26 protein-coding genes, 1 pseudogene and 1 riboswitch are annotated in these 23,424 nt (G+C 60.8%); of the genes and pseudogenes, 14 read left to right on the forward strand and 13 right to left on the reverse strand.

Annotation, left to right across the window (positions count from 1 at the left end):
- Positions 1–44: 44 nt before the first annotated feature.
- Positions 45–674, reverse strand: a complete 630-nt coding sequence (locus D8U60_RS12340) for a LysE family transporter (RefSeq protein ID WP_016773245.1) — start codon at positions 672–674, stop codon at positions 45–47.
- Between the two features lie 240 nt (positions 675–914).
- Between D8U60_RS12340 and D8U60_RS12345 the strand changes: the two genes are divergently transcribed.
- The 3 genes from D8U60_RS12345 to D8U60_RS12355 all read left to right on the forward strand — a co-directional run bounded on the left by D8U60_RS12345 (position 915) and on the right by D8U60_RS12355 (position 3,748).
- On the forward strand, positions 915–1,880 hold the full coding sequence (locus D8U60_RS12345; protein ID WP_130900209.1) for a 2-hydroxyacid dehydrogenase: 966 nt from the start codon (positions 915–917) through the stop codon (positions 1,878–1,880).
- 32 nt (positions 1,881–1,912) lie between these two features.
- Positions 1,913–2,911, forward strand: a complete 999-nt coding sequence (locus D8U60_RS12350; protein WP_122611807.1) for a class I SAM-dependent methyltransferase — start codon at positions 1,913–1,915, stop codon at positions 2,909–2,911.
- A gap of 40 nt (positions 2,912–2,951) precedes the next feature.
- Positions 2,952–3,074, forward strand: a riboswitch (yybP-ykoY riboswitch).
- Positions 3,075–3,163: 89 nt separating this feature from the next.
- Entirely contained in the window at positions 3,164–3,748 is a 585-nt protein-coding gene (locus tag D8U60_RS12355; protein ID WP_130900210.1) for a TMEM165/GDT1 family protein, read from the forward strand.
- Between the two features lie 81 nt (positions 3,749–3,829).
- On the opposite strand, the gene D8U60_RS12360 is transcribed toward D8U60_RS12355, so the two are convergent.
- Positions 3,830–4,645, reverse strand: coding sequence for a M48 family metallopeptidase (locus D8U60_RS12360; RefSeq protein ID WP_122507852.1), 816 nt, complete (start codon positions 4,643–4,645; stop codon positions 3,830–3,832).
- Positions 4,646–4,896: 251 nt separating this feature from the next.
- Here D8U60_RS12360 and D8U60_RS12365 point away from each other — a divergent pair, with 251 nt between their 5' ends.
- The gene (locus D8U60_RS12365; protein WP_122699526.1) at positions 4,897–7,038 is read left to right on the forward strand and encodes a methyl-accepting chemotaxis protein; all 2,142 of its coding nucleotides are present in this window, start codon (positions 4,897–4,899) and stop codon (positions 7,036–7,038) included.
- 206 nt (positions 7,039–7,244) lie between these two features.
- Here the strand turns inward: D8U60_RS12365 and D8U60_RS12370 are convergent, their stop codons facing one another.
- From D8U60_RS12370 to D8U60_RS12380, 3 genes are read right to left on the reverse strand one after another with little or no spacing between them, the layout of a single operon-like run.
- On the reverse strand, positions 7,245–7,868 hold the full coding sequence (locus D8U60_RS12370; RefSeq protein WP_130900211.1) for an SOS response-associated peptidase: 624 nt from the start codon (positions 7,866–7,868) through the stop codon (positions 7,245–7,247).
- Positions 7,869–7,903: 35 nt separating this feature from the next.
- The gene (locus D8U60_RS12375; RefSeq protein WP_016773239.1) at positions 7,904–8,164 is read right to left on the reverse strand and encodes a DUF2007 domain-containing protein; all 261 of its coding nucleotides are present in this window, start codon (positions 8,162–8,164) and stop codon (positions 7,904–7,906) included.
- 9 nt (positions 8,165–8,173) lie between these two features.
- Entirely contained in the window at positions 8,174–8,356 is a 183-nt protein-coding gene (locus tag D8U60_RS12380; RefSeq protein ID WP_016773238.1) for a CPXCG motif-containing cysteine-rich protein, read from the reverse strand.
- A gap of 138 nt (positions 8,357–8,494) precedes the next feature.
- Here D8U60_RS12380 and D8U60_RS12385 point away from each other — a divergent pair, with 138 nt between their 5' ends.
- Entirely contained in the window at positions 8,495–9,661 is a 1,167-nt protein-coding gene (locus tag D8U60_RS12385) for a 1-acyl-sn-glycerol-3-phosphate acyltransferase (RefSeq protein ID WP_041479984.1), read from the forward strand.
- Between the two features lie 97 nt (positions 9,662–9,758).
- Here the strand turns inward: D8U60_RS12385 and D8U60_RS12390 are convergent, their stop codons facing one another.
- Positions 9,759–10,037, reverse strand: coding sequence for a hypothetical protein (locus D8U60_RS12390; RefSeq protein ID WP_016770663.1), 279 nt, complete (start codon positions 10,035–10,037; stop codon positions 9,759–9,761).
- Positions 10,038–10,230: 193 nt separating this feature from the next.
- Between D8U60_RS12390 and D8U60_RS12395 the strand changes: the two genes are divergently transcribed.
- Complete coding sequence (locus D8U60_RS12395) at positions 10,231–10,437, forward strand: hypothetical protein (RefSeq protein ID WP_016770662.1); 207 nt, start codon at positions 10,231–10,233, stop codon at positions 10,435–10,437.
- 349 nt (positions 10,438–10,786) lie between these two features.
- On the opposite strand, the gene D8U60_RS12400 is transcribed toward D8U60_RS12395, so the two are convergent.
- Entirely contained in the window at positions 10,787–11,371 is a 585-nt protein-coding gene (locus D8U60_RS12400) for a YajG family lipoprotein (RefSeq protein WP_024014276.1), read from the reverse strand.
- Between the two features lie 205 nt (positions 11,372–11,576).
- Here D8U60_RS12400 and D8U60_RS12405 point away from each other — a divergent pair, with 205 nt between their 5' ends.
- Together D8U60_RS12405 and mqo are read left to right on the forward strand one after the other, a co-directional pair.
- Positions 11,577–11,810, forward strand: coding sequence for a hypothetical protein (locus D8U60_RS12405; RefSeq protein WP_016773235.1), 234 nt, complete (start codon positions 11,577–11,579; stop codon positions 11,808–11,810).
- 704 nt (positions 11,811–12,514) lie between these two features.
- Positions 12,515–14,023: a malate dehydrogenase (quinone) gene (mqo, locus tag D8U60_RS12410; RefSeq protein WP_024014277.1), complete on the forward strand. Its 1,509-nt coding sequence runs from the start codon at positions 12,515–12,517 to the stop codon at positions 14,021–14,023.
- A gap of 149 nt (positions 14,024–14,172) precedes the next feature.
- Here mqo and D8U60_RS12415 read toward each other — a convergent pair whose 3' ends face one another.
- The 4 genes and pseudogenes from D8U60_RS12415 to D8U60_RS12430 form a co-directional block, all read right to left on the reverse strand.
- On the reverse strand, positions 14,173–14,460 hold the full coding sequence (locus D8U60_RS12415; RefSeq protein WP_130900212.1) for a PA4642 family protein: 288 nt from the start codon (positions 14,458–14,460) through the stop codon (positions 14,173–14,175).
- A gap of 63 nt (positions 14,461–14,523) precedes the next feature.
- Entirely contained in the window at positions 14,524–15,003 is a 480-nt protein-coding gene (locus D8U60_RS12420; RefSeq protein WP_016773232.1) for a hypothetical protein, read from the reverse strand.
- Between the two features lie 69 nt (positions 15,004–15,072).
- Positions 15,073–15,174 (reverse strand): annotated as a pseudogene (locus D8U60_RS27870) (metal ABC transporter ATP-binding protein); the annotation flags it as partial.
- A gap of 9 nt (positions 15,175–15,183) precedes the next feature.
- Positions 15,184–15,741 carry a hypoxanthine-guanine phosphoribosyltransferase gene (locus D8U60_RS12430; protein ID WP_130900213.1) on the reverse strand — a complete coding sequence of 186 codons (558 nt, stop codon included), beginning with the start codon at positions 15,739–15,741 and terminating at the stop codon, positions 15,184–15,186.
- Positions 15,742–15,905: 164 nt separating this feature from the next.
- On the opposite strand from D8U60_RS12430, the gene upp reads away from it, so the two are divergent.
- Together upp and D8U60_RS12440 are read left to right on the forward strand one after the other, a co-directional pair.
- On the forward strand, positions 15,906–16,544 hold the full coding sequence (gene upp, locus D8U60_RS12435; protein ID WP_024014279.1) for a uracil phosphoribosyltransferase: 639 nt from the start codon (positions 15,906–15,908) through the stop codon (positions 16,542–16,544).
- Positions 16,545–16,546: 2 nt separating this feature from the next.
- Positions 16,547–17,821, forward strand: a complete 1,275-nt coding sequence (locus tag D8U60_RS12440) for a uracil-xanthine permease family protein (protein ID WP_016773229.1) — start codon at positions 16,547–16,549, stop codon at positions 17,819–17,821.
- Positions 17,822–17,953: 132 nt separating this feature from the next.
- Here the strand turns inward: D8U60_RS12440 and hemH are convergent, their stop codons facing one another.
- Together hemH and D8U60_RS12450 are read right to left on the reverse strand one after the other, a co-directional pair.
- The gene (gene hemH / locus D8U60_RS12445) at positions 17,954–18,979 is read right to left on the reverse strand and encodes a ferrochelatase (RefSeq protein WP_130900214.1); all 1,026 of its coding nucleotides are present in this window, start codon (positions 18,977–18,979) and stop codon (positions 17,954–17,956) included.
- 13 nt (positions 18,980–18,992) lie between these two features.
- The gene (locus tag D8U60_RS12450; protein WP_130900215.1) at positions 18,993–19,895 is read right to left on the reverse strand and encodes a TIGR01777 family oxidoreductase; all 903 of its coding nucleotides are present in this window, start codon (positions 19,893–19,895) and stop codon (positions 18,993–18,995) included.
- Between the two features lie 197 nt (positions 19,896–20,092).
- On the opposite strand from D8U60_RS12450, the gene D8U60_RS12455 reads away from it, so the two are divergent.
- The 4 genes from D8U60_RS12455 to D8U60_RS12470 all read left to right on the forward strand — a co-directional run bounded on the left by D8U60_RS12455 (position 20,093) and on the right by D8U60_RS12470 (position 23,408).
- Positions 20,093–21,079 carry an NAD(P)/FAD-dependent oxidoreductase gene (locus tag D8U60_RS12455; RefSeq protein WP_122880673.1) on the forward strand — a complete coding sequence of 329 codons (987 nt, stop codon included), beginning with the start codon at positions 20,093–20,095 and terminating at the stop codon, positions 21,077–21,079.
- Positions 21,076–21,291: a TIGR02450 family Trp-rich protein gene (locus D8U60_RS12460; protein WP_016773224.1), complete on the forward strand. Its 216-nt coding sequence runs from the start codon at positions 21,076–21,078 to the stop codon at positions 21,289–21,291. The genes D8U60_RS12455 and D8U60_RS12460 overlap by 4 nt, the downstream gene beginning before the upstream one ends.
- 213 nt (positions 21,292–21,504) lie before the next feature.
- Entirely contained in the window at positions 21,505–22,467 is a 963-nt protein-coding gene (locus D8U60_RS12465) for a DUF523 and DUF1722 domain-containing protein (protein WP_041479992.1), read from the forward strand.
- On the forward strand, positions 22,467–23,408 hold the full coding sequence (locus D8U60_RS12470) for a MerR family transcriptional regulator (protein WP_130900216.1): 942 nt from the start codon (positions 22,467–22,469) through the stop codon (positions 23,406–23,408). The genes D8U60_RS12465 and D8U60_RS12470 overlap by 1 nt, the downstream gene beginning before the upstream one ends.
- The last annotated feature ends 16 nt before the right edge of the window (positions 23,409–23,424 follow it).

A 23,424-nucleotide genomic window follows, 5' to 3' on the forward strand; every position in this document is an offset into this window, starting at 1 on the left:
CTCGTTGCACTCGTCAGCTCCTGCAAGAGAACAACGCGGCCCGGTCAGTGCATCTCGGTGAACGCGATTTTCACGCCGAGAGCGATCAGCACGGCGCCCATGGTGCGGTCGAACCAGTGGCCCATGCGGGCGAAGCCGGCGCGCACGCGTTGTTGGCTGAACAGCATCGCCACCAGGCAGAACCAGATCGCCGTCGCCACCGCCAGGTAAACGCCGTAACCGGCCTGCACCGCCAGCGGTGTGTGCGGGTTGATCACCACGGTGAACAGCGAGAGGAAAAACAGCGTGGCTTTCGGGTTCAGACCGTTGGTGACGAAGCCCGAGGTAAAGGCGCCCCGCGCGGTGCGTACGCCGGTTTCCCGGTGCAAGTCATCGGTGACGGTTTTCGCCGGTTGCGCGCGCAAGGCCTTGAAGCCGATGTAAAGCAGATACGCGGCGGCGGCCCACTTCAGCGCGTTGAACAGCACGATCGACTGCGACACGATCAGACCGATGCCGAGCAACGAATAGCCGACATGCAGGAAAATCGCCGAGCCCACGCCCAGCGCGGTCCAGGTGCCGGCGCGGCGCCCGTGGGTCACGCTCTCGCGCACGACCACGGCAAAGTCCGGGCCGGGGCTGGCCACGGCGAGCAGATGGATCAGGGCAACGGTCAAGAACTCGGTCCAGTACATGGGGGCTCCTCAGGATTCGAATGTTCACACTGGGCTCATTGCCGAATGCTTTCCCTGTGGGAGCGAGCCTGCTCGCGAAAGCGCTGGGTAAGCCAACAGAGATGTTGACTGGGCCAGAGCTTTCGCGAGCAGGCTCGCTCCCACAAGAGTTCAAGGCATCTCGGTGTCGAGTAACCAATTGTTTCATCTGGTAGGCTCGGCAGAGTACGCCCTCCGCTCACAGCACAAAAGGTACAGTTGATGACGAACACGCGCCGCGCGGTATTCCTTGATCACCCTTCGCTGGACCTCGGCGATCTGGACCTCGGTCCGTTGCGCGAATGCTTCAGCGACTTGCAGCTGTTCGCCCAGACTCTGCCGGAACAGGTCAGCGAACGCCTGCACGGCGCCAGTGTGGCGATCACCAACAAAGTCGTGATCGACGCGGCCGCGATGGCTGCCAACCCGCAACTGAAACTGATCCTGATCAGCGCCACCGGCACCAACAATGTCGACCTCACTGCCGCCCGCGCCCACGGCATCACCGTGTGCAATTGCCAGGCTTACGGCACGCCGTCGGTGGCGCAACACACGATCATGCTGTTGCTCAACCTCGCTACGCGCCTGGCCGACTATCAAAAGGCTGTGGGCGCAGGCCGCTGGCAACAGGCGAAACAGTTCTGTCTGCTCGACTACCCGATCGTCGAACTGCAAGGCAAAACCCTCGGCCTGCTCGGCCATGGCGAGCTCGGTGGCGCCGTGGCGCGATTGGCCGAAGCGTTCGGCATGCGCGTGTTGCTCGGGCAGATTCCGGGGCGCCCGGCTCGGCCGGATCGCTTGCCGCTGAAAGAACTGCTGCCGCAGATCCACGCCCTGACCCTGCACTGCCCGCTCAACGAGCACACCCGGAACTTCATCGGCGCCGGCGAACTGGCCGCGATGAAGCCCGGCGCATTTGTGGTCAATACCGCTCGTGGCGGCCTGATCGATGAGCAGGCGCTGGCCGACGCTTTGCGCAGCGGTCATCTCGGCGGTGCGGCCACCGATGTGTTGAGTGTCGAGCCACCGACCCAGGGCAATCCGCTGCTCGCCGCCGATATCCCGCGCCTGATCGTCACCCCGCATAACGCTTGGGGCAGTCGCGAGGCGCGCCAGCGTATCGTCGGGCAACTGAGCGAAAATGCCCAGGCGTTCTTCAGCGGTGAGGCGCTGCGGGTCGTCAGTTGATAAACTGCGGCACTTTTTTTCAAGGAGCAGTTATGGATCCGCGCAGTGAAGTACTGCTTCGTCAGGCCGAGTTATTCCAGGGTTCGCTGCTGTTGGCCGGCCTGCCCGCCGATGATTTGCTCGGGCGTCTGCCGAATGCGTTCGGCTGGTGCTGGCACGCTGGCGACCAAGCCGCACTGGACGCGCGTTTCGAGGGCCGCAGCCAGTTCGGCGTGAATGTCCCGGAGCGCGATTTCGACAGCGCTGTGGTGTTCCTGCCCAAGTCCAAGGACCTCACCGATTACATCCTCAACGCCGTGGCGTCGCGTCTGGCCGGGCGTGAGGTGTTTCTGGTCGGGGAAAAACGCAGCGGCATCGAAGGCGCGTCCAAACAGCTCAACCCGTTCGGCAAGCCACGCAAACTCGACAGCGCTCGCCACTGCCAGCTCTGGCAAGTCACCGTGGCCAATGCGCCTGAAGCGAAACCGCTGGAAAGCCTGGCGCAGACCTACGAACTGCCGCTGGCCGAAGGGCCGTTGAAAGTCATCAGCTTGCCGGGCGTGTTCAGCCATGGGCGCCTGGATCGCGGCAGCGCCCTGCTGCTGGAGCATCTGGACAAACTGCCGAGCGGCCATCTGCTCGATTTCGGTTGCGGCGCCGGCGTGCTCGGGGCTGCGGTGAAACGTCGCTATCCGCACAATCAGGTGACGTTGCTGGATGTCGACGCGTTCGCCGCTGCCAGCAGCCGTCTGACCCTGGCCGCCAATGGCCTGGAAGCCGAAGTGCTGACCGGCGACGGCATCGACGCGGCGCCGATGGGTTTGAGCGCGATTCTGAGCAATCCGCCATTCCATGTCGGCGTGCACACCGATTATTTCGCTACGGAGAACCTGCTGCGAAAAGCGGCTAAACATTTAAAAAACGGTGGCGAACTGCGCCTTGTGGCGAACAGCTTCCTCAAGTATCAGCCGTTGATCGAGGAGCACCTGGGCGTGTGTGCGATCAAGGCTGAAGGCAATGGTTTCCGGATCTATCGGGCCAAGCGCGGCTGAAAATTTGTTCTTGCCCAATCGGATTTGCCTAGGCAGAATCCGCTCCGTCCTAGGGGAGTAGTCTCCCACGAGCGCCAAGCTCGTCCGGCATACGTCAACATACTTGATCCTCAGATCATGGCGTATGCGACCCAAGCGTCCGCACCAGACGGATCGTAGGGTTTGACAAGACCTATGACACGCACACCTTACCCGGGGCGGGAAGGCTGTACGTGTCATAGCCGTGTCGACCCGCCCCTTAGGAAATCCCTGATGCTGGACTCGTTACTCGTTCCCACCGCTATCGTTGCCTTGGCCGAAATCGGCGACAAGACGCAACTGCTCGCGCTGATTCTCGCCGCTCGCTTTCGCAAACCCTGGCCGATCATCGCCGGGATTGTCGCCGCGACCCTGGCCAACCACGCAGCAGCCGGTGCGGTAGGTGCCTGGGTCGGCAGTTTCTTCTCCGACGCCGTCCTGCACTGGATCCTCGCCGCCAGCTTCGCCGCCACGGCGCTGTGGACCCTGGTCCCGGACAAAATGGATGACGACGAAGCCAGCACGGCGCGCAAGTTCGGGCCGTTCCTGACCACGCTGATCGCGTTCTTCCTCGCGGAAATCGGCGACAAGACGCAGATCGCCACGGTGATGCTCGCCGCGCAATATCCGGAACTGTGGCTGGTGATTATCGGCACCACCTTGGGCATGCTGATTGCCAACGTGCCGGTAGTACTGGCGGGTAACTTTGCCGCAGAGAAACTGCCGCTGACCCTGATCCGCCGCCTCGCGGCTTCGGCGTTCATGATTCTGGCGATTGTTGCGGTTTATAAAGCGATGCAGAGCAGCGGCTGGGTTTGAAGCAGCTGCAAGCTTCTAGCTGCAAGCTGCAAGTAAAAAGCTGCAAGCCACGCACATCTGCTTTAGCTTGCAGCTTGCAGCTTATCGCTTGCTGCTGTTGTAGAGCGGCATCACCTTCGGAATCGCTGCCTGCAACGCAGCAATGCGGCTGCTCGAGGCCGGGTGAGTGCTCATGAATTCCGGTGGCGCGCCTTCGGAAGCCTTGCTCATCTTGTCCCACAGGGTGATCGCCGCGTTCGGGTTGTAGCCGGCGCGGGCGGCCAGTTCCAGGCCGATCAGGTCGGCTTCGTTTTCGTTGGCGCGGCTGTTGGGCAAGGTCATGCCGTAGTTGGCCACGGTGTCGGCCAGCGCCAGGCTGTCCTGCCCCAGACCGAACAGGGCACCGGCGCCCTGCTTGGCCATCTCCATTCCGTAAGCCTTGGACATCGCTTCACGACCGTGCTCGCGCAGGGCGTGGGCGATTTCATGGCCCATGACCGCAGCGATTTCATCGTCGGTGAGTTTCAGGCTGTCGATCAGCCCGGTGTAGAAGATGATCTTGCCGCCGGGACCGCAGTTGGCATTGAGCTCATCGCTCTTGATCAGATTGACTTCCCATTGCCACTGCGCCGCGTCCGGGCGGAAGGTTGGCGCCTGGGCGATCAAGCGGTTGGCGATGGTCTGCACGCGCTTGGCTTCAGGACTGGTCTTGTCCAGCACACCTTTGCTCGACGCCTCGCCGACGGTCTTCTGATACGACTGCGCGTACATCTGGTCGACCTCTTGCGAGGACAGCATGCTGAACATGTACTGCTTGCGCTCCACGCCCACGGCGCCGCCGCTGGTGGTGTTGACCGACTGACAACCGGCCAGCAACAGCGCTGCGCTCAAAGCACTTACCACTAATGTCTTGTTCATTCGAAAGCTCCCTGAAAACCTGAGGCGTATCCTAGGCGGCTAATTGTATCGGCGCCAGATACAACGGACGCATTGCGCGTACATCCACCTAAGGCCGCAAGACTGGCTGGAAATTCCTCAACGCGCATTGAATCCGCCGCGCACCGATCCGTCAGCGACATCGCGCGGCGATTCCGACCAGCGTCTCTCATGGCCGCGCCCACCCCGCCGATAAATCCCTCGCAGTTTGTCCTCTTGCGTGCGGAGCTCCCATGAAGTTCAAGTCGATCCAGTTTTCCGTCGCCGCCCTGGCCGGCGCCATCGTTCTCAGCGTGGTCGCGGCGCTGGTGCTGTACGCGCTGTTCTCCGGCGCTCGCACGCAAGAAATGGTGCAACAGCGCACCCAGGCGCAGTTCGAGCAAGTCATCGAACAGCGCCTGACCTCGCTGGCGCAGACCCAGGTCAGCCAGATCCAGCGCGAACTCGAAGCGCCGCTGCTGATTGCCGGCGGTCTGGTACGGGTCAACGCCCTGCTCGGCACAACCGGCACCGATGGCCAGCCGCGCCTGAGCGTCAGCCGCGAACAACTGATCAGCCTGATCAAGGAAAACGTCGAAAAGAACCCGAAGATTCTCGGCACCTACATCGGCTGGGAAAAAAACGCACTGGACCACAATGACGCGGCCTACATCGGCAGCGCCGTGGTCGGTATCGACCCGGCCACCGGGCGCTTTTTGCCGTGGTGGTTCCGCAATACCGACGGCAGCCTGGGCGTGGACAAACTGGCCGATGTCGACGATCAGAAAACCCTGTCCACCGGGGTGCGCGCCAGCGAGTACTACCTGTGCTCGAAAGAGACGAAGAAACCCTGCGTGATCGACCCGGCACCGTACAAGGTCGGTGACAAGATTGTCATGCTCGCCTCGTTCATTGAACCGATCATGGTCAACGGCGCGTTCCAGGGCATCGTCGGCGCCGACCTCTCGGTGAACTTCATTCAGGACATGCTGCTCGCCGCCAATCAGAAGCTTTACAGCGGCGCCGGTGAAATGGCGCTGGTCGGCGGCAACGGGCGGATCGTTGCCTACACCAAGGACTCGAGCAAATTTGGTGAAAAAGTCAGCGACATCCTCGACGCCGAACAGGCCAGCAATCTCGCCAATCTCAAGCGCGACGAGGTCACCTATTCGGTGAATCAGGCCAAGGGCCGCATCGAACTGTACCTGCCGTTCGGCATCGGCCAGACCGACGCACGCTGGACACTGATGCTGCAATTGCCGCTCAACGCGGTCATGGCCGATCTGCAAAACCTCCAGGCTGATCTTGATGCCCAGCGCAAATCCGACACCTTCGGCATGGCCATGGTCGGCCTGATCATCGCCGGCATCGGCCTGCTAGTGATCTGGCTGGTGGGTCACGGCATTGCGCGGCCACTCAAGCAAATGGTCGCCATGCTTGATGACATCGCTCAGGGCGAAGGCGATCTGACCCGTCGTTTGAGCAGTGACCGCAGCGACGAATTGGGCTCGATTGCCAAAGGCTTCAACACCTTCCTCGCCAAATTGCAGGCGATGATCACCCAAGTGGTGACCTCGGTGCAGAGCGTCAGCGATTCTTCGGAACACACCGCCGACATCGCCATCCGCACCAACATCGGCGTGCAGAAACAAATGGCCGAAATCGATCAGGTGGCGACTGCGGTGCAGGAAATGACCGCCACCGCCCAGGACGTGGCGCGCAACGCCACCCAGGCCGCACAAGCGGCAAGCCACGCCGACCAGGCCGCCAGCCAGGGCATGCAGATCGTGCGCGACACCTCGAATTCGATTGGCGTACTGGCGGTGGAAATCGGCAAGGCTGTCGAGGTGGTGCAGACCCTGGCCAAGGACAGCGAAAACATCAACGCCATCCTCACCGCCATTCGCGGCATCGCCGAACAGACCAACCTGCTGGCACTGAACGCGGCAATCGAAGCCGCGCGCGCCGGCGAGCAGGGTCGCGGTTTTGCCGTGGTTGCGGATGAAGTGCGCAATCTGGCGCAGAAAACCCAGAAGGCCACTGAAGAAATTCAGAGCATGATCCAGCAGTTGCAACAGGGCACGCGCGATGTGGTGCGCGTCATGGAAGACAGCCAGAACCGCACCGACGAAAGCGTGCAGCACGCGGCGAAAGCGGCCGAAGCGCTAGAGACCATTACTCAGGCCGTGTCGGTGATCAACGATATGAACACGCAGATTGCCAGTGCGGCCGAAGAGCAAAGTGCAGTGGCCGACGACATCAACCGCAATGTGATCAACATCGGTCAGGTGGCGAATGAAGTGGCCGGCGGTGCGGATGAATCGAGTTCGGCGAGCGCCGGGTTGACCAAACTGGCCGAGCAGCAGCGGCGGTTGATCAATCAGTTCAAGGTCTGAAAGATCAAGAGCCCCTCACCCTAGCCCTCTCCCGGAGGGAGAGGGGACCGACCGCGATGTCTTGCGCTATACATCGACCTGAAAAAAACAGTCGATTATGGATTCACAACAGATCGTTCAGGTCGGTGTACCTCTCAAGCATCCCCCATTCGGCTCCCTCTCCCTCCGGGAGAGGGCTGGGGTGAGGAGCTTTTGATCCACGCAAATCAAGCCGGGGTCAAACACTCCGGCCCGTTCAACTTCGGATCATTCACCAGATTCGCCAGCACCCGCTCGCGCAGCGCCGCCGGTTCACTGGCGAGCAAACCCTGCAACACATGCAGCGGCGTTTCGGGATCAAGCCAGGCAGCCTGCCCCGCTTCATCAAGAATCAACGGCCGGCGCTGACTCGCCGCCGACTGAGTAATCACCGCCGTGCTCAGCCAGACCTGTTCCTGCACCGGATACGCTTCCCAGATCGCGGCGAAAAACAACGACGAGCCCTCCCCCGGCGTCAACCAGTAAGGGCGCTTGCGCTGGGTGCCACGCCATTCGTAGAAACCGTTGGCCGGCAGCAGGCAGCGACGCAAGCGCAAGGCCTCACGAAACATCGGTTGTTCAGCGACGGTTTCGGCGCGGGCATGGGCCGGGGTCTTCGACAGATCGGTCAGCCACGGCGGCGTCAGGCCCCAGCGCGCACGGGCCAAGGTGCGCTGGCCGTCTTCTTCGGCACGTAGCATCAACACCGAATCATTCGGGGAAATGTTCCACTGCGCCTGCTGATCGGCGGGAAAACCTGGCAGGGTCGCGAAGTCGCGGTTCCAGCGAAACAGGGCATAACGTCCACACATGGGGCAGCACGACTCTTGATCAAACGAACGCCAGCCTAACAGACCAGCGTGCCGGGAAAGCTTTCCGGTTCGTCGCCGGGCAGCGGCAGCGCGGCATTGTACGCGGTGATCAACTCGCGGGCGTATTCGGCCTGATCGTTATCCACCGACAGCCAGAGCAGGCCGAAGATCGGCAATTCACCCGCACCGCCCACCAGATCACGGCCAATCAGATGCGCCTCGATCCCCTCAGTGGCAAGCATGCCCTTGAGCATTTCGCCCTCCATCAGGTTCGCCGGTTCGTAGATGCGCTGCATACGCGGCCCTCACTCGTTTTCGCTGAAGACTTCCAGATGCCACTCTTCTTCATGTACCTGCAGGACAAAGGTGATCGGACGACAGCACACCTGGCAGTCTTCGATATACGTTTGATCCCCAGCGGACAAATCCAGAGTGGTCTCGACTTCCTCACCGCAATACGGACATTCATACAGTGCATTTTCCAGCATCGCGGTCTCCCCAGTGACTTGTGCGTATAATCGCCGGTCTATTTGCAGGGCTATTTTTGTCTGACTACTTTTCAGACCGTGCCCCGCGGGTTTTCGATCAAACCCTTTACTTACCCTAGCCGTTTCCAACAAGAGAGCATGATGGGCGAATTCGATGCCATCCGACCTTACGACGACAGCGAAGTACCTGCGGTACTGGCAAGGCTGCTCGGCGACAAGGCGTTTCTAGATATCCTCACCCACTTCCGCTTCCCGCGTTTTGCCGGTGCCTTCGGCTGGATGCTCAAACCTCTTATAGCCCATCGGCTGCGTCGTGAGTTTGCCGACGTGAATTCCGTGGCTACCTTACAGGACAAAGTCGAGTTCTACGTCGACCACACCATCGAGCGCGCCACCGACGGCGTGACGTATACCGGTGTCGAGCAATTCAAGTCCGGCAGCGCCTACCTGTTCATCGCCAACCACCGCGATATCGTCATGGACCCGGCCTTCGTCAACTACGCCGTGTACCACGCCGGCCTGCCGACGCCGCGCATCGCGATTGGCGACAACCTGCTGCAGAAGCCGTTTGTCAGTGACCTGATGCGCTTGAACAAGAGCTTCATCGTCCACCGTTCGATCACCGGCCGTCGCGAGAAAATGGCGGCGTATCAATTGCTGTCGGCGTACATCAATCACTCGATACGCAACGATTGCGCGTCGATCTGGATTGCTCAGGCTGAAGGTCGGGCGAAGGACGGCGACGACCGCACCGAGTCGGCGATCCTCAAGATGTTCCACATGAGCCGCAAGGACGAGCCGTTCGGCGAAGTGATCCGCTCGCTCAACGTGACGCCAGTGTCGATCAGCTATGAGTACGACCCTTGCGACCAGGCCAAGGCCCGCGAACTCTACATACGCGCCACCACCGGCACCTACGCCAAAGCGCCGGGCGAGGATGACGTGAGCATCGCCAAGGGCATCACCGGTTATAAGGGCCGGGTCCACGTGAACTTTGCCGCGCCGATCACCGAAGTGTTCGAGGACACCAAGCAATTGGCGATCGAAATGGACAAGCAGATTCTCGGCGGCTACCGGTTGTTCCCGGTGCATTACCTGGCGTACGCGCAGTGGGCGGATGCCGATCCGCAACTGAATGTGCCTACGGCGGCCGAGGTGTTCCCGGCTGACGAACTGGCCAAGGCGCAGGATGAATGGCAAAGCCGACTGGACGCCTGCCCCGCTGAGCATCGGCCGTACCTGGTGCTGCAATATGCGACGCCGGTGCGCAATCAGTATCGGGTCAAGGCTGGATTGCCGCTGTAAAGCAACAGCAATATCAAAAGATCGCAGCCTTCGGCAGCTCCTACATGGGAATGATGTACATCCTGTAGGAGCTGCCGAAGGCTGCGATCTTTGCTTTTTAAAAGCGGGTGCTGATCCAGGAGACGATCAACGCAAGCCCCAGGCAAGCAAAACCAAAACGATAGAAAAACCGGTTCATGCGCAACGTCGCCCAATCGAGCATCGGCTCGGCATTCGGCTGCGCCTGGCGCTGGGCGGCGAGACTGGCCTGGGCGCGCTGCTCTCGGCGGCGGGTCGCGTGCAGCAGCCAGCTGCCCGGAAAGGCCAGGAGCAAGGCCAGCAGGTTGATCAACTTGGCGGGATGGGCGGTAAACAGCGTCATCAAGTGCAGCGACATCACAGACCTCGAACTTAACCGGTGTGGCAGACGCCAGACCGACGACCGCGGCGCGGATTCTACCCAAACCCTGACGCCCTGCCCCAGCCTTTGCGACAAATAACCTGACAATCGACCGATGGCTGTCCTGTGTCATGGCATCGTCACGTGGATGCTTCACCCTGCGCGCCTCGAAACCCGAATGGAATGCGACATGCTGCACGCGGAAAACCAGGATCGCCTGTACCTCATCACTCCTTACGACGACCAGCAAAGCCTGGTCGGCAGCCTCGCCTTCAACGTGCAGGACCGGCATTGGCTGGTGTATTGCGCGCTGGGCGGGCATCAGCATGCGGACTTGCCCGAGACCGATTTGCTGACCGGCGTGAGCGTGCTTGATTTCTATTCCCAGGCTGCCTGAACGTCAAAAGCACCCTCACCCTAGCCCTCTCCCAGAGGGAGAGGGGACTGACCGAGGTGTTTGCGGTAGATACGCCGACATGAGATACCGCGCCGAATTCAGGTTTTGAAGCACACGCGATCGGCTCCCTCTCCTTGGGGAGAGGGGACTGACCGAGGTGTTTGCGGTAGATGCTCCGACATGAGATACCGCGCCGAACTCAGGTTTTGAAGCACACGCGATCGGCTCCCTCTCCCTCGGGAGAGGGCTGGGGTGAGGGGAATCGATTTCCCATACGACACAAATCTCAGATCCACAAAAAAGCCCGGAACCATCACTGGCCCCGGGCTTTTTCACGTTCGCTGCAAACTTACTCAGCGAGCACCTGACCCACGGTCGGGTCCTTGAACAGACGCGTCAGTGCGTCACTCAATACATCGCTGACCAGTTTGGTATTGGTCTCCTGATTCGGCGCCATGCCGAAGCGCTGGTCCAGCGACGCACCGTAACGGCCGCTGTAACGGCGGTTGGCGTTCTGCACGTCGGAGCGGAAGGTCGCGCCGATGGTGGCTTCGGTCACGTACATGCCTTCTTTCGGCGACTGGTATTTCAGCTCGGCCAGGGTCACGGTCAGCTGCGGCGCGTTGGGTGCGTTAGTGGTCGGGGTAAAGCCGAGCAAACGTACGGCGGCTTCGGCCTGGGCCTGCAGCTTGGGCAGGATCTGCTCGCGCTGTACGGTGATGGCGCTGGTTTCCGGGTACAGACCGCCACGGGTGCCGAGGGTTGGCGACGGACGACCGTCGACCACACGCACGATGACAGGCTGGCCGCGACCGACCGCTGGCAGTTGCGTGGTCAGCTTCGGCTCCGGATTCAGTTGTTGCGGGCTGTGGGCGCAGCCGGCGAGGGTCAAACCGGCGACAGTGATCAAACCGAACAACAGGCGTTGCAACATGCTCTTCTCTCCAGAATCAGGCACAAACAGGCCGGCAGTATAGCGGTGGGCCACTGCGCGTAACCAGCGCCGCACAGTGAATACTGCAATGTCAGACAAACCCCGCCGAAAGCGGTTCCTGTCACACATTCTTCACCGTCCATACACTCTGGCGTCATGGCTTGCCGACAAGCTTCAAAGCAGTCCTCATTCAAGGAACTCTGCCATGCGTTATCTGATCTCGCTGTTCGCCCCACGCCCGCTGCATCGCAGCTTTGCCCTGCTCGACCGCAACGGCCGCTGCCAGGCCTTCAAGCAGTGCAGCCTGCAACCGATGGGCGACGGCTGGGTGGAAATTGAAGAAATACGCCTGACCTGGTTGAACCAGCCGCTGCCCGCCAGCGCCCGGGTCGTACCGCGACAAATGCGCGCACGGGGTCAGGTGCAGTTGAGCATCTGACCGGATGCCTAATAAAAGTCATTAAACACGAGCAACTGCGCGCATTTCTTCGCTACAATCTCCCCCCGATTATAAGGACGTCTCCTGATCGGGCCCCGCAACAGCGTCAATGCGCATGCATCGACATCAAAATCGCCCACAGAGAGCCGCCCACACAGATCGAGTGAAGTTGGCGCGCTTGCCTGTTCTTCCGGCAAAAACCCGCTTTTCGCGAATCTGCAGAGCTGTCATTCGCTCGGCCACCGCGTTGTTTTGCCCTAGCGGGCAGGTGCCAGGCCAAGGCAGCCCTTTTTTGAGGTTCACGTCTTCAAAAGAGCGTGAAAAAAACGGGTTTTCACAACTTCACAAGAGTGTGGCGAGCAAATGAATAGTTTTGCGTCTGAACATGCACCATTAGCGTCTGAAACAGCCCAACGACACAGGACCGGGTATACCTCGAACATCGGAGCCTGAAGCCTGTCCGCTACGGATTTGGTTGCACGAAAACGGATGACTCGACCATAAGTCGAATTGCCAGCCCTGCGTGAAAATGCGTTCATGGAACGCTTGAAACCAGGCCGCACGCATCCGTCGAAGTTGCGAAAAATTGCGAAGATTCGGACATGGCCCACCTGACCACGGATAGCCCGGGCCCACTGACCTGCCCTGGAACGCCTGGCAGCCATGCCGACAATTTGGTGCTGCAGATTTGGGAGACGCGTTAAATGGCGCATAACGAAGCAGTCGACGTAGTTCTGGTAGGGGCCGGCATCATGAGTGCCACCCTGGCCGTACTGCTCAAAGAGCTCGACCCCGCGATCAAGCTGGAAGTCGTCGAGCTGATGGATTCCGGCGCCGCCGAGAGTTCCAATCCGTGGAACAACGCCGGTACCGGTCACGCCGGCCTGTGCGAGCTGAACTACACCCCGCAGGCTGCCGATGGCAGCGTCGACATCAAGAAAGCCGTGCACATCAACACCCAGTTCGAGGTGTCGAAGCAGTTCTGGTCGTACCTGACCAAGAAAGGCACGTTCGGCTCGTGCAAATCCTTCATCAGCCCGGTTCCGCACCTGAGTTTCGTTCAGGGCGAAAGCGGTGTGTCGTTCCTCAAGGAGCGCTTCAATGTCCTGAGCAAGCACCACGCGTTTGCCGACATGGAGTACACCGAAGACAAGGGCAAGATGGCCGAGTGGATGCCGCTGATGATGCCGGGCCGCTCGCCCGACGAAGTCCTCGCCGCCACCCGCGTAATGAACGGCACCGACGTCAACTTCGGCGCCCTGACCAATCAGTTGCTCAAGCATTTGAGCAGTGCTCCGGACACCCAGGTCAAATACTGCAAGCGCGTGACCGGCCTCAAGCGTAACGGCGCCGGCTGGACCGTCAGCATCAAGGACGTCAACAACGGCAACACCCGCGAAGTCGACGCAAAGTTTGTCTTCCTCGGTGCCGGTGGCGCGGCCCTGCCGTTGCTGCAGGCTTCGGGCATCGAAGAAAGCAAAGGCTTCGGCGGCTTCCCGATCAGCGGCCAGTGGCTGCGTTGCGACAACCCGGAAGTGGTCAAGCACCACCAGGCCAAGGTCTACAGCCAAGCGGCCGTGGGTTCGCCACCGATGTCGGTGCCGCACCTCGACACTCGCGTCGTCGACGGCAAGAAATCCCTGCTGTTCGGGCCATACGCCGGTTTCACCACCAAGTTCCTCAAGCATGGCTCCTTCATGGACCTGCCGATGTCGGTGCGCGCCGGTAACATCGGGCCGATGCTGGCGGTGGCGAAAAACAACATGGACCTGACCAAGTACCTGGTCAGCGAAGTGATGCAGTCGATGGAACAGCGTCTGGAATCCCTGCGCCGTTTCTACCCGCAGGCGAAAGCCGAAGACTGGCGCCTGGAAGTGGCCGGCCAACGGGTGCAGATCATCAAGAAGGACCCGAAAAAGGGCGGCATCCTGCAGTTCGGTACCGAACTGGTCGCGGCGAAGGACGGCTCCCTCGCTGCCCTGCTCGGCGCATCGCCAGGTGCGTCGGTGACCGTTTCGATCATGCTCGAGCTGATCGAGAAGTGCTTCCCGGCCAAGGCGTCCGGCGAGTGGGCAAGCAAACTGGCGGAGATCTTCCCGGCCCGTGAAAAGGTTCTGGAAACCGATGCTGCGCTGTATCGCAAGATCAACACGCAGAACAACATCGCCCTGGAACTGGTTGAAGAAAGCAGCGAGACACCAAGCTTCGCTTGATCTTGCGGCATAAAAAACGCCCCGATCGGGGCGTTTTTTATGGACGCCAGAATCAAAAGATCGCAGCCTTCGGCAGCTCCTACAGGGCCAACATAAATCCCATGTAGGAGCTGCCGAAGGCTGCGATCTTTTGATCTTGTCTTTTGCCCTTAACCGCGGGACTTTTCGATCAGCTCGATGTAGTCCGGGGCGTTGCGCTGATCGGCGATCAGGTCAACAAAGGTCTTGCCCTGCTCATCCTTGCCATCGACGTCATAACCCGCCGCAACAAAGAAGCCCAGAAAGCGCTCGAAGTCATCGATGCGCAAACCGCGATAGGCCTTGATCAGTTTGTGCAGCGACGGCGAAGTGGCGTCGACCGGCTCAAAATCGAGGAACGGCTTGATCTGCTCATCGCTGATCTCGTCACCAATCACTTGTTTCTTATCTTTACGCATTGCCGACTCCAGCTCGCAGACATGACACGGGGCGGGCAGTTTACCCCTGCCCGACCGCCCGGCTCAACGCGGACGAATCGCCCCGGTGTGCAAATCGGCCCAGATATGGCCGTTGGCATAACTGAGGAACTGCACATACACCGTGTCATTGCGCAACAGATCCATCACCACGCGGTATTGAGCGAGCGGATAGAACAGCGTCAGGGTTTTGCTTTTGTCATCGTAGGCCGGCTTTTTCAGGCTTTTGCTTTCGCCGTCGAAACTCACCAGCACCTGAGAAATGCTCGCGCCCTTGTTCAGCGATTTGCCTTTGAGGCGGATCAACAAGGATGAGGTGACCGGAATCGGCTGCTGATTGGACTGGCGCTGCGCACCGACCACCACCGAATACTCGCTGACCTGCAGCAGTTGCTGCTGCTCGGGTTCAGCGTCGCGCAGGGTCAGATCGTCCGGCGGCAGGAACTGGCTGTGCATCGGCGCGGCGGACAGCGGCAGGCTGAGAGACAGCAACAGGGCGGCGAGACTGCAGATCAAGAGGCGCATGACAGGCTCCGGAGGGCGGGGCCGAGCACTCTAGCATGGCTGTCGCGCAAGGATCAGCACACACAAAAACAACTGTGGGAGCGAGCCTGCTCGCGAAAGCGGTGTGTCAGTTTTCAATGATGCTGACTGACACGACGCCTTCGCGAGCAGGCTCGCTCCCACAGGGGGCAATGCAGGTTCTTACATGCCTTTAACGGCGTAAATCCCGTTGGCGTTGCGCCAGTAGCCCTTGTAGTCCATGCCATAACCGAAGATGTAGCGGTCGATGCATGGCAGGCCGACGAAATCGGCTTTCAGGTCAGGACGTGCCTTGCGGTCGTGATCCTTGTCGATCAGCACGGCGGTGTGCACTTTGCGCGCGCCGGCGTGTTTGCAGAAGTCGATGATCGCGCCCAGGGTGTGACCTTCGTCGAGGATGTCGTCGATGATCAGCACGTCGCGGTCGATGAACGAGACTTCCGGCTTGGCTTTCCAGAACAGGTCGCCGCCGCTGGTTTCGTTGCGATAACGGGTCGCGTGCAGGTAGGACGCTTCCAGCGGGAATTGCAGATGCGTCAGCAGTTTGCCGGAGAAGATCAGGCCGCCGTTCATCACGCAGAACACCACCGGATTGCTGTCAGCCAGTTGTTCGTTGATTTGTCCACCGACGCGGGCGATGGCCGCCTCGACTTCAGATTCGGTGTACAGGCAGTCAGCCTCTCGCATGATTTGACGGATATGCTCGAGATCAGCGGACATGGCGCTCTCCAGGGGTTGGCGGAATTGGAAAAGCGGGCAAAGGTACGCATCCCGCGAGGTCGAATCAAGCTCTTATGGACTAACGTACAGAATGTCCTATAGGACATCACCCTCGGATAGATTAATCTAGGCCGGTTTTTTTGCCCGCCGCCGGAGCCTTTCCCATGCCCATCCTCGAGATCCGCCATCCGCTGATCCGTCATAAACTCGGCCTGATGCGCCGCGCTGACATCAGCACCAAGAATTTCCGCGAGCTCGCTCAGGAAGTCGGCGCCCTGTTGACCTATGAAGCTACAAAAGATCTGCCGCTCGAATCCTACGACATTGCCGGCTGGTGCGGCACCGTGTCGGTGGAGAAGATCGCCGGCAAGAAGATCACCGTCGTGCCGATCCTGCGTGCCGGTATCGGCATGCTCGAAGGCGTGCTCAGCCTGATCCCGGGCGCCAAGGTCTCGGCTGTGGGCGTTGCCCGCAACGAAGAAACCCTGCAAGCGCACACCTATCTGGAAAAACTGGTACCGGAAATCGACGAGCGCCTGGCGATGATCATCGACCCGATGCTCGCCACCGGCAGCTCCATGGTTGCCACCATCGATCTGCTGAAAAAGGCCGGTTGCCGCGACATCCGTGCCATGGTCCTGGTGGCCGCGCCGGAAGGCATTGCTGCCGTCGAACAGGCGCACCCGGACGTGACCATCTACACCGCGTCCATCGATGAACGTTTGAACGAGCACGGCTACATTATTCCTGGGCTTGGCGATGCTGGTGACAAGATCTTCGGCACCAAGCAGAAGGACGCGTAACCATGCAGCAAGAGTTCAACGATCCGCTCTGGCGCACGGTGCTGTCCGGCGCGCAGATGCTGTTCGTGGCCTTCGGCGCCTTGGTGCTGATGCCGCTGATCACCGGCCTGGACCCCAACGTGGCACTGTTCACCGCGGGTCTGGGGACGATCCTGTTCCAGATCGTCACCGGGCGTCAGGTGCCGGTCTTCCTCGCGTCGAGCTTCGCCTTCATCACGCCGATCATTCTCGCCAAGGGCCAGTTCGGCCTCGCCGCGACCATGGGCGGGGTGATGGCAGCCGGTTTCGTCTACACCTTCCTCGGCCTGGCCGTGAAGATCAAAGGCACCGGCTTCATTGACCGTTTGCTGCCACCAGTGGTGATCGGTCCGGTGATCATCTCCATCGGCCTGGCCATGGCGCCGATTGCCGCGAACATGGCGATGGGCAAGGCCGGTGACGGCACTGAACTGATCCACTATCAGACGGCGATGATGATTTCCATGCCGGCGCTGCTGACCACGCTGATCGTGGCGGTGTTCGGCAAAGGCATCTTCCGTCTGGTGCCGATCATTTCCGGCGTGCTGGTGGGTTTTGCCATGTCGTTCTATTTCGGCGTGGTCGACACAGCGAAAATTGCTGCAGCGCCATGGTTCGCTCTGCCGCACTTCACCGCGCCGGAGTTCAACTGGCAGGCGATTCTGTTCATTGTTCCGGTGGCGCTGGCCCCGGCGATCGAGCACATCGGCGGCGTGATTGCCGTGGGTAGCGTGACCGGTCGCGATTACCTGAAGAAGCCGGGCCTGCATCGCACCCTGCTCGGTGACGGCATCGCCACCACCGCCGCCGGCCTGTTCGGCGGCCCGCCCAACACCACTTACGCCGAAGTGACCGGCGCGGTGATGCTGACAAAGAACTACAACCCGAAAATCATGACCTGGGCGGCGATCTTCGCCATCACCCTGGCGTTCATCGGCAAGTTCGGCGCGCTGCTGCAGAGCATTCCGGTGCCGGTGATGGGCGGGATCCTGTGCCTGTTGTTCGGTTCGATCGCAGCGGTGGGCATGAACACCCTGATCCGTCACAAGATCGACCTGGGCGAAGCGCGCAACCTAGTGATTGTTTCGGTGACGCTGGTGTTCGGTATCGGCGGCGTGCTGGTCGGCACCGGCACCGGTCCTGATGACTTCGGCCTCAAAGGCATCGCGCTGTGCGCGGTGGTGGCGATTGCGCTGAACCTGATCCTGCCGGGCAATGACGGCTGGAAGCAGAAGAAGGCGGATGAGCCACTGATTTAACCCCCCGCAATGATCGTTCCCACGCTCCGCGTGGGAATGCCTCAAGGGACGCTCCGCGTCCAGTGACGCGGAGCGTCACGGGCTGCATTCCCACGCAGAGCGTGGGAACGATCACTGTGTGAGCGGGCTTGCTCAGAGGGCCAGCGGCGCTCGTTCGCAGAGCGTGGCCAACGCCTTGGCCCATTGCGGGTCGTCGTTCAGGCACGGCACCAGCAGCAACTCCTCGCCCCCCGCTTCGCGGAACTGTTCCCTACCGCGATCGCCAATTTCTTCCAGCGTCTCGATGCAGTCAGCGACGAACGCCGGGCACATCACCAGAATCTTTTTCACCCCGCTTTTGGCCAGTTCATCCAGCCGCGCTTCGGTATACGGCTCGATCCATTTCGCCCGGCCCAGGCGCGACTGAAACGACACCGACCATTTGCCGTCCGCCAGCCCCATGGTTTTAGCGAAGGCGGCGGCGGTACGGAAACACTGCGCGCGATAACAGGTCGCCAATACCGCCGGCGAGGCGGTCTGGCAGCAATCGGCGCCCTTGAGGCAGTGGTTGCCCGTCGGGTCGAGCTTGCTCAGATGGCGCTCCGGCAAGCCGTGAAAGCTCAGCAGCAGATGATCGTAATCCTGCTGCAGATGCGGACGCGCGCTGGCGGCCAGTGCCTCGATGTATTCCGGCTGATCGTAGAACGGTTGCAGGATCGACAACTGCACGTCGAGTTTCTTCTCGCGCAGCACGCGCCGGGCTTCTTCGATCACGGTGGTCGTGGTGCTGTCGGCGAACTGCGGATACAACGGCGCCAGCGTGATCTTCTTATGTCCCGCTTTGACCAGACGCAGCAGACAGGTTTCGATCGACGGCTCGCCATAACGCATCGCCAGATCCACCGGGCCGTGTTTCCACGTCCGGGTCATCTGCTCCTGCAAGCGGCGGCTGAGCACCACCAGCGGCGAGCCCTCTTCCCACCAGATCGAGGCATAGGCATGTGCCGATTGTTCGGGACGCTTGATCAGGATCAGCGACACCAGCAACCGCCGCAGCGGCCATGGCAGGTCGATCACGTAGGGGTCCATCAGAAATTGATTGAGGTAGCTGCGCACATCGGCCACCGAGGTGGAGGCCGGAGAACCCAGGTTGACCAGAAGCAAAGCGTGATCGGTCATGCAACGTCCTATTTCAGAGGCGGCTGGAGAGATCATCCAGAGCCGCGCGTAAATCCGTAAAGCGGAAAGCGAACCCCGCTTCGAGCAAGCGTGCCGGCGTCGCGCGCTGGCCGCCAAGCAATAACAGAGACAGCTCGCCGAGCATGACCTTCAGCGCCAGGGTCGGCATCGGCATGAACGCCGGGCGGTGCAACACACTGCCCAGGGTCTTGGCAAATTCACGGTTGCGCACAGGTTTCGGCGCGCAGGCATTATAAGGACCGCTGGCCTGATTCCGGTGCAGAAGAAAATCAATCAGGGCGATTTGATCGTCGATGTGAATCCACGGCATCCACTGCCGACCATTGCCCAAAGGCCCGCCCAGCCCGAGCTTGAACGGCAGCAACAGCCGCGACAAAAAGCCGCCCTCGGCCGACAGCACCAGACCGGTTCGCACCAGCACCACGCGGATGCCGAGGTTCTCGGCACGCAGCGCGGTTTCTTCCCAGGCGATACACAACTGACTGGCGAAGTCGTCGATGCCGGGCGGTGATTCTTCAGTCAACTCGCGTTCGCCACCGTCGCCGTACCAGCCGATCGCCGAGCCGGAAATCAGCAGCGACGGTTTCTGCGCGCGAGTTTCCAGCCACGCCAGTAGCGTTTCCGTCAGGGTGATGCGGCTGCTCCACAGCAACGCCTTACGGCGATGAGTCCAGGGGCGGTCGGCAATCGGCGCACCGGCGAGATTGACGATCGCATCCAGCGGCTCTTCGCCGAGGTCCTCCAGACGCGAAATTCCGCGCACTTGCGCGCCGCAGATCTGCGCGACTTTTTCCGCGCGGCGACTCCACACCGTCAGCCGATGGCCCTGCTCCAGCCAGTGCCGGCAGAGCTGACGTCCGATCAAACCAGTACCGCCGGTCAGCAATATGTGCATGACATCTTCCTCGCGTGGCGTTTAACCCGGATCACTAGTCTATTTTTATAGGCAGGGATCTTTTCGATCGGGCAGGCTCTATGGTTTAACAATAGGCCAAGCTGTCAGAACGAGAACGCTAGAAGTTATACCAAAAAACAGAATTGTACAGGTTTGATCGACGGCGTAGTCTGTACAGAAAGGTAAACGAGGCCCCTATGACTGTACCTATCGCAATCATCGGCACCGGCATCGCCGGGCTCTCCGCCGCTCAGGCTCTGACAGAGACCGGGCATACCGTTCAACTGTTCGATAAAAGCCGCGGCAGCGGCGGGCGCATGTCGAGCAAGCGCAGCGACGCCGGCTCGCTGGACTTGGGCGCTCAATACTTCACCGCGCGTGACCGGCGCTTCGTCACCGAAGTGCAGCGCTGGCAGAGCCGGGGCTGGGCCGCCGAGTGGGCGCCGCAGCTGTACACCTTCCAGGGCGGCCAACTGAACATGTCGCCGGACGAGCAGACCCGCTGGGTCGGCACGCCGCGCATGAGCGCCATCACCCGTGGCTTGCTCGATGGCCTGGACGTGCAGTTTGCCTGCCGCATCACCGAGGTCTATCGCGGCGAAGAGCACTGGCATCTGCAGGATGCCGACGGCTGCACCCACGGCCCCTTCAGCCATGTGGTGATCGCCACACCGGCACCGCAAGCCACCGCGCTGCTCGCCGCCGCGCCGAAACTTGCCGGCGTCGCTGCCGGGGTGAAAATGGAGCCGACCTGGGCCGTCGCTCTCGCCTTCGAAACCCCGCTGGATACGCCAATCGAAGGCTGCTTCGTGCAGGACAGCCCGCTCGACTGGCTGGCGCGCAACCGCAGCAAACCCGGGCGCGACAGCACTCTCGACACGTGGGTGCTGCATGCAACCAGCGCCTGGAGCCGGCAACACATCGACCTCTCCAAGGAGGCGGTGATCGAGCATCTGCACGGTGCTTTCGCCGAACTGCTGCACAGCGCCATGCCTGCGCCGACCTTCAGCCTCGCCCACCGCTGGCTCTACGCCCGCCCCGCCACTGGCCATGAATGGACCACACTGGCCGATGTCGATCTGGGCTTGTACGCCTGTGGCGACTGGTGCCTGTCGGGCCGCGTTGAAGGCGCCTGGCTCAGTGGTCAGGAGGCTGCACGTCGCTTGCACGAACACCTGCAATGAATCGCATCAATCCGCGCAAATTGCTGCTGTCGAAGTGGACAGCAGCCCACCCGCAAAATCGCGAAAAACATTTTCTGGTCACCGAACTGATCCGCGACGAGGAAGGTACGGTGCTGGAAGTTGAATTGCAGGCGGTGCTGACCCAGCGTAGCGAGCGACTGGATTGGCAGGTGCTGAAAGACAGCAAGCTCTGGTTACTCGGCTGGAAATAGATTTCCCTTGGGGTGGCGAGCCTGCTCGCGAAAGCGCTGTATCAGATTCGAATTCGTCGACTGCCCCACTGTTTTCGCGAGCAGGCTCGCTCCCACAGATCAACGCCGCACAAAAATCTTATACAAATCATTTGACTTGTACATCCATCGATCTATGCTGAGGAAAAGTTGTACAGAGATAACTCTCTGTACAGGTATAGATTCGAGGTGCTCATGTCTACTGCTTCCCTGTCCAAGCCGAAGATCGCCATCAGCGCCTGTCTGTTGGGCGAAGAAGTGCGCTACAACGGTGGGCACAAGGAATCGCGGCTATGCAGCCGTACCCTCACCGAATATTTCGATTTCGTCCCGCTGTGCCCGGAAGTCGCCATCGGCATGGGCATTCCCCGTGAGCCGATTCGGCTGGTCGGCGACCCTGAACAACCCGAGGCCGTCGGCACCGTCGACCGGACCATCAACGTCACCAGGCCGCTGGCCGAATACGGCGAGAAAATGGCCGCCGAGTTGCAGGACCTGTCCGGCTACATCTTCATGCAGCAGTCGCCATCCTGCGGGCTGGAACGGGTCAAGGTCTATCACGACAACGGCGCGCCAGTGAACGGTGGCGGACGTGGCATCTATGCGCAGGCATTCTGTGCCCAACATCCGGATCTACCGGTGGAAGAAGCCGGGCGCCTCAACGATCCGGTGCTGCGGGAAAACTTCATCACCCGCGTCCTGGCCTACAGCGCCTGGCAACAAGTGCTCGCCGAAGGCCTGAGCCGCCGCGCCCTCACCGAATTCCATTCGCGCTATAAGTACCTGCTGATGGCGCACAACCCGCTGCAATACAAAAACCTCGGCAAGATGCTCGGCAATATGGCTGACAGCGATCCCGCCGAGCTCGGCCCGCGCTACTTCAGCGAGCTGATGGCCGCGCTGAAGAAATGCGCCACGCGCGGCACCCATTGCAACGTGCTGCTGCACCTCAGCGGTTATTTGAAACAATCGCTGAGCGCCGAAGACAAACAGGAAATGCAGCAGATCATCGGCCAGTACCGCCAGGGCATCGTGCCGCTGGTGGTGCCGTTGACGCTGCTCAAACACCATTTTCGACTCCATCCGGACCCGTACATCGCGCAGCAGGTTTACCTGCAGCCGCATCCGGAAAACCTCAGTCTGCGAAACGCGATCTAATGAACGATAAAACCGACAGCAGCGCCCGGGAAGACCTCGGCGCCGACTTCAAGAAAGCCCTCGACGAGGGCTGGTTGCCGATTCGCGAAGTCGCGCGGCAGACCGGCGTCAACGCCATCACCCTGCGCGCGTGGGAACGTCGCTACGGCCTGGTGGTGCCCCAGCGCACGCCCAAGGGCCATCGACTGTATAGCGCTGAACATGTGCAGCGAATCATGGCCATCCTCACTTGGCTCAACCGTGGCGTTGCGGTCAGCCAGGTCAAGCCACTGCTCGATGCGCCGCAGGCCTTCACGGAAACCGTGGAAAACGATTGGCAGCGTCTGCATCAGACGTTGCTGTCGGCGGTCACCTCGCTCAATGAGCACGCGCTGGATGACAGCGTCAATCAGGCCATCGCCTTGTATCCGCCACGGACGTTGTGCGAGCAATTGCTGATGCCGCTGCTGGCCGAGCTCGAACAGCGCTGGCAGGGCCAGTTCGGCGCACAGATGGAACGGACGTTTTTCTTTTCCTGGTTGCGCAGCAAATTCGGCGCACGCATCTACCATAACAACCGCCAGCTGCATTCGGCGCCGCTGCTGTTGATCAATCATTCCGACCTGCCGCTGGAGCCACATCTGTGGCTGTGCGCATGGCTGATCAGCAGTGCCGATTGCCCGGTGCAAGTGTTCGACTGGCCACTGCCGGCCGGTGAACTGGCGCTGACCGTCGAGCATCTGCAAGCCCGTGGCGTGCTGCTGTATTCGAGCAAAGCCATGCAACTGGCGCAGTTGCCCAAGCTGTTGGCGAACGTCAATTGCCCGACCTTGATTGCTGGCCCCACGGTGCACATTCACCACACCGAGTTGTCCGCACGCACCGCCCAGACCGCCGACCTGTTCCTGGCTGAAGATCCGCTTGCCGCACACCAGGCGCTGCTCGAGCGCGGATTGATTTGATGATGGGTTTAATCAC

It is taken from the genome of Pseudomonas sp. Sample_11, assembly GCF_004307505.1.
GTDB classification, from domain to species: Bacteria; Pseudomonadota; Gammaproteobacteria; order Pseudomonadales; family Pseudomonadaceae; genus Aquipseudomonas; species Aquipseudomonas atacamensis.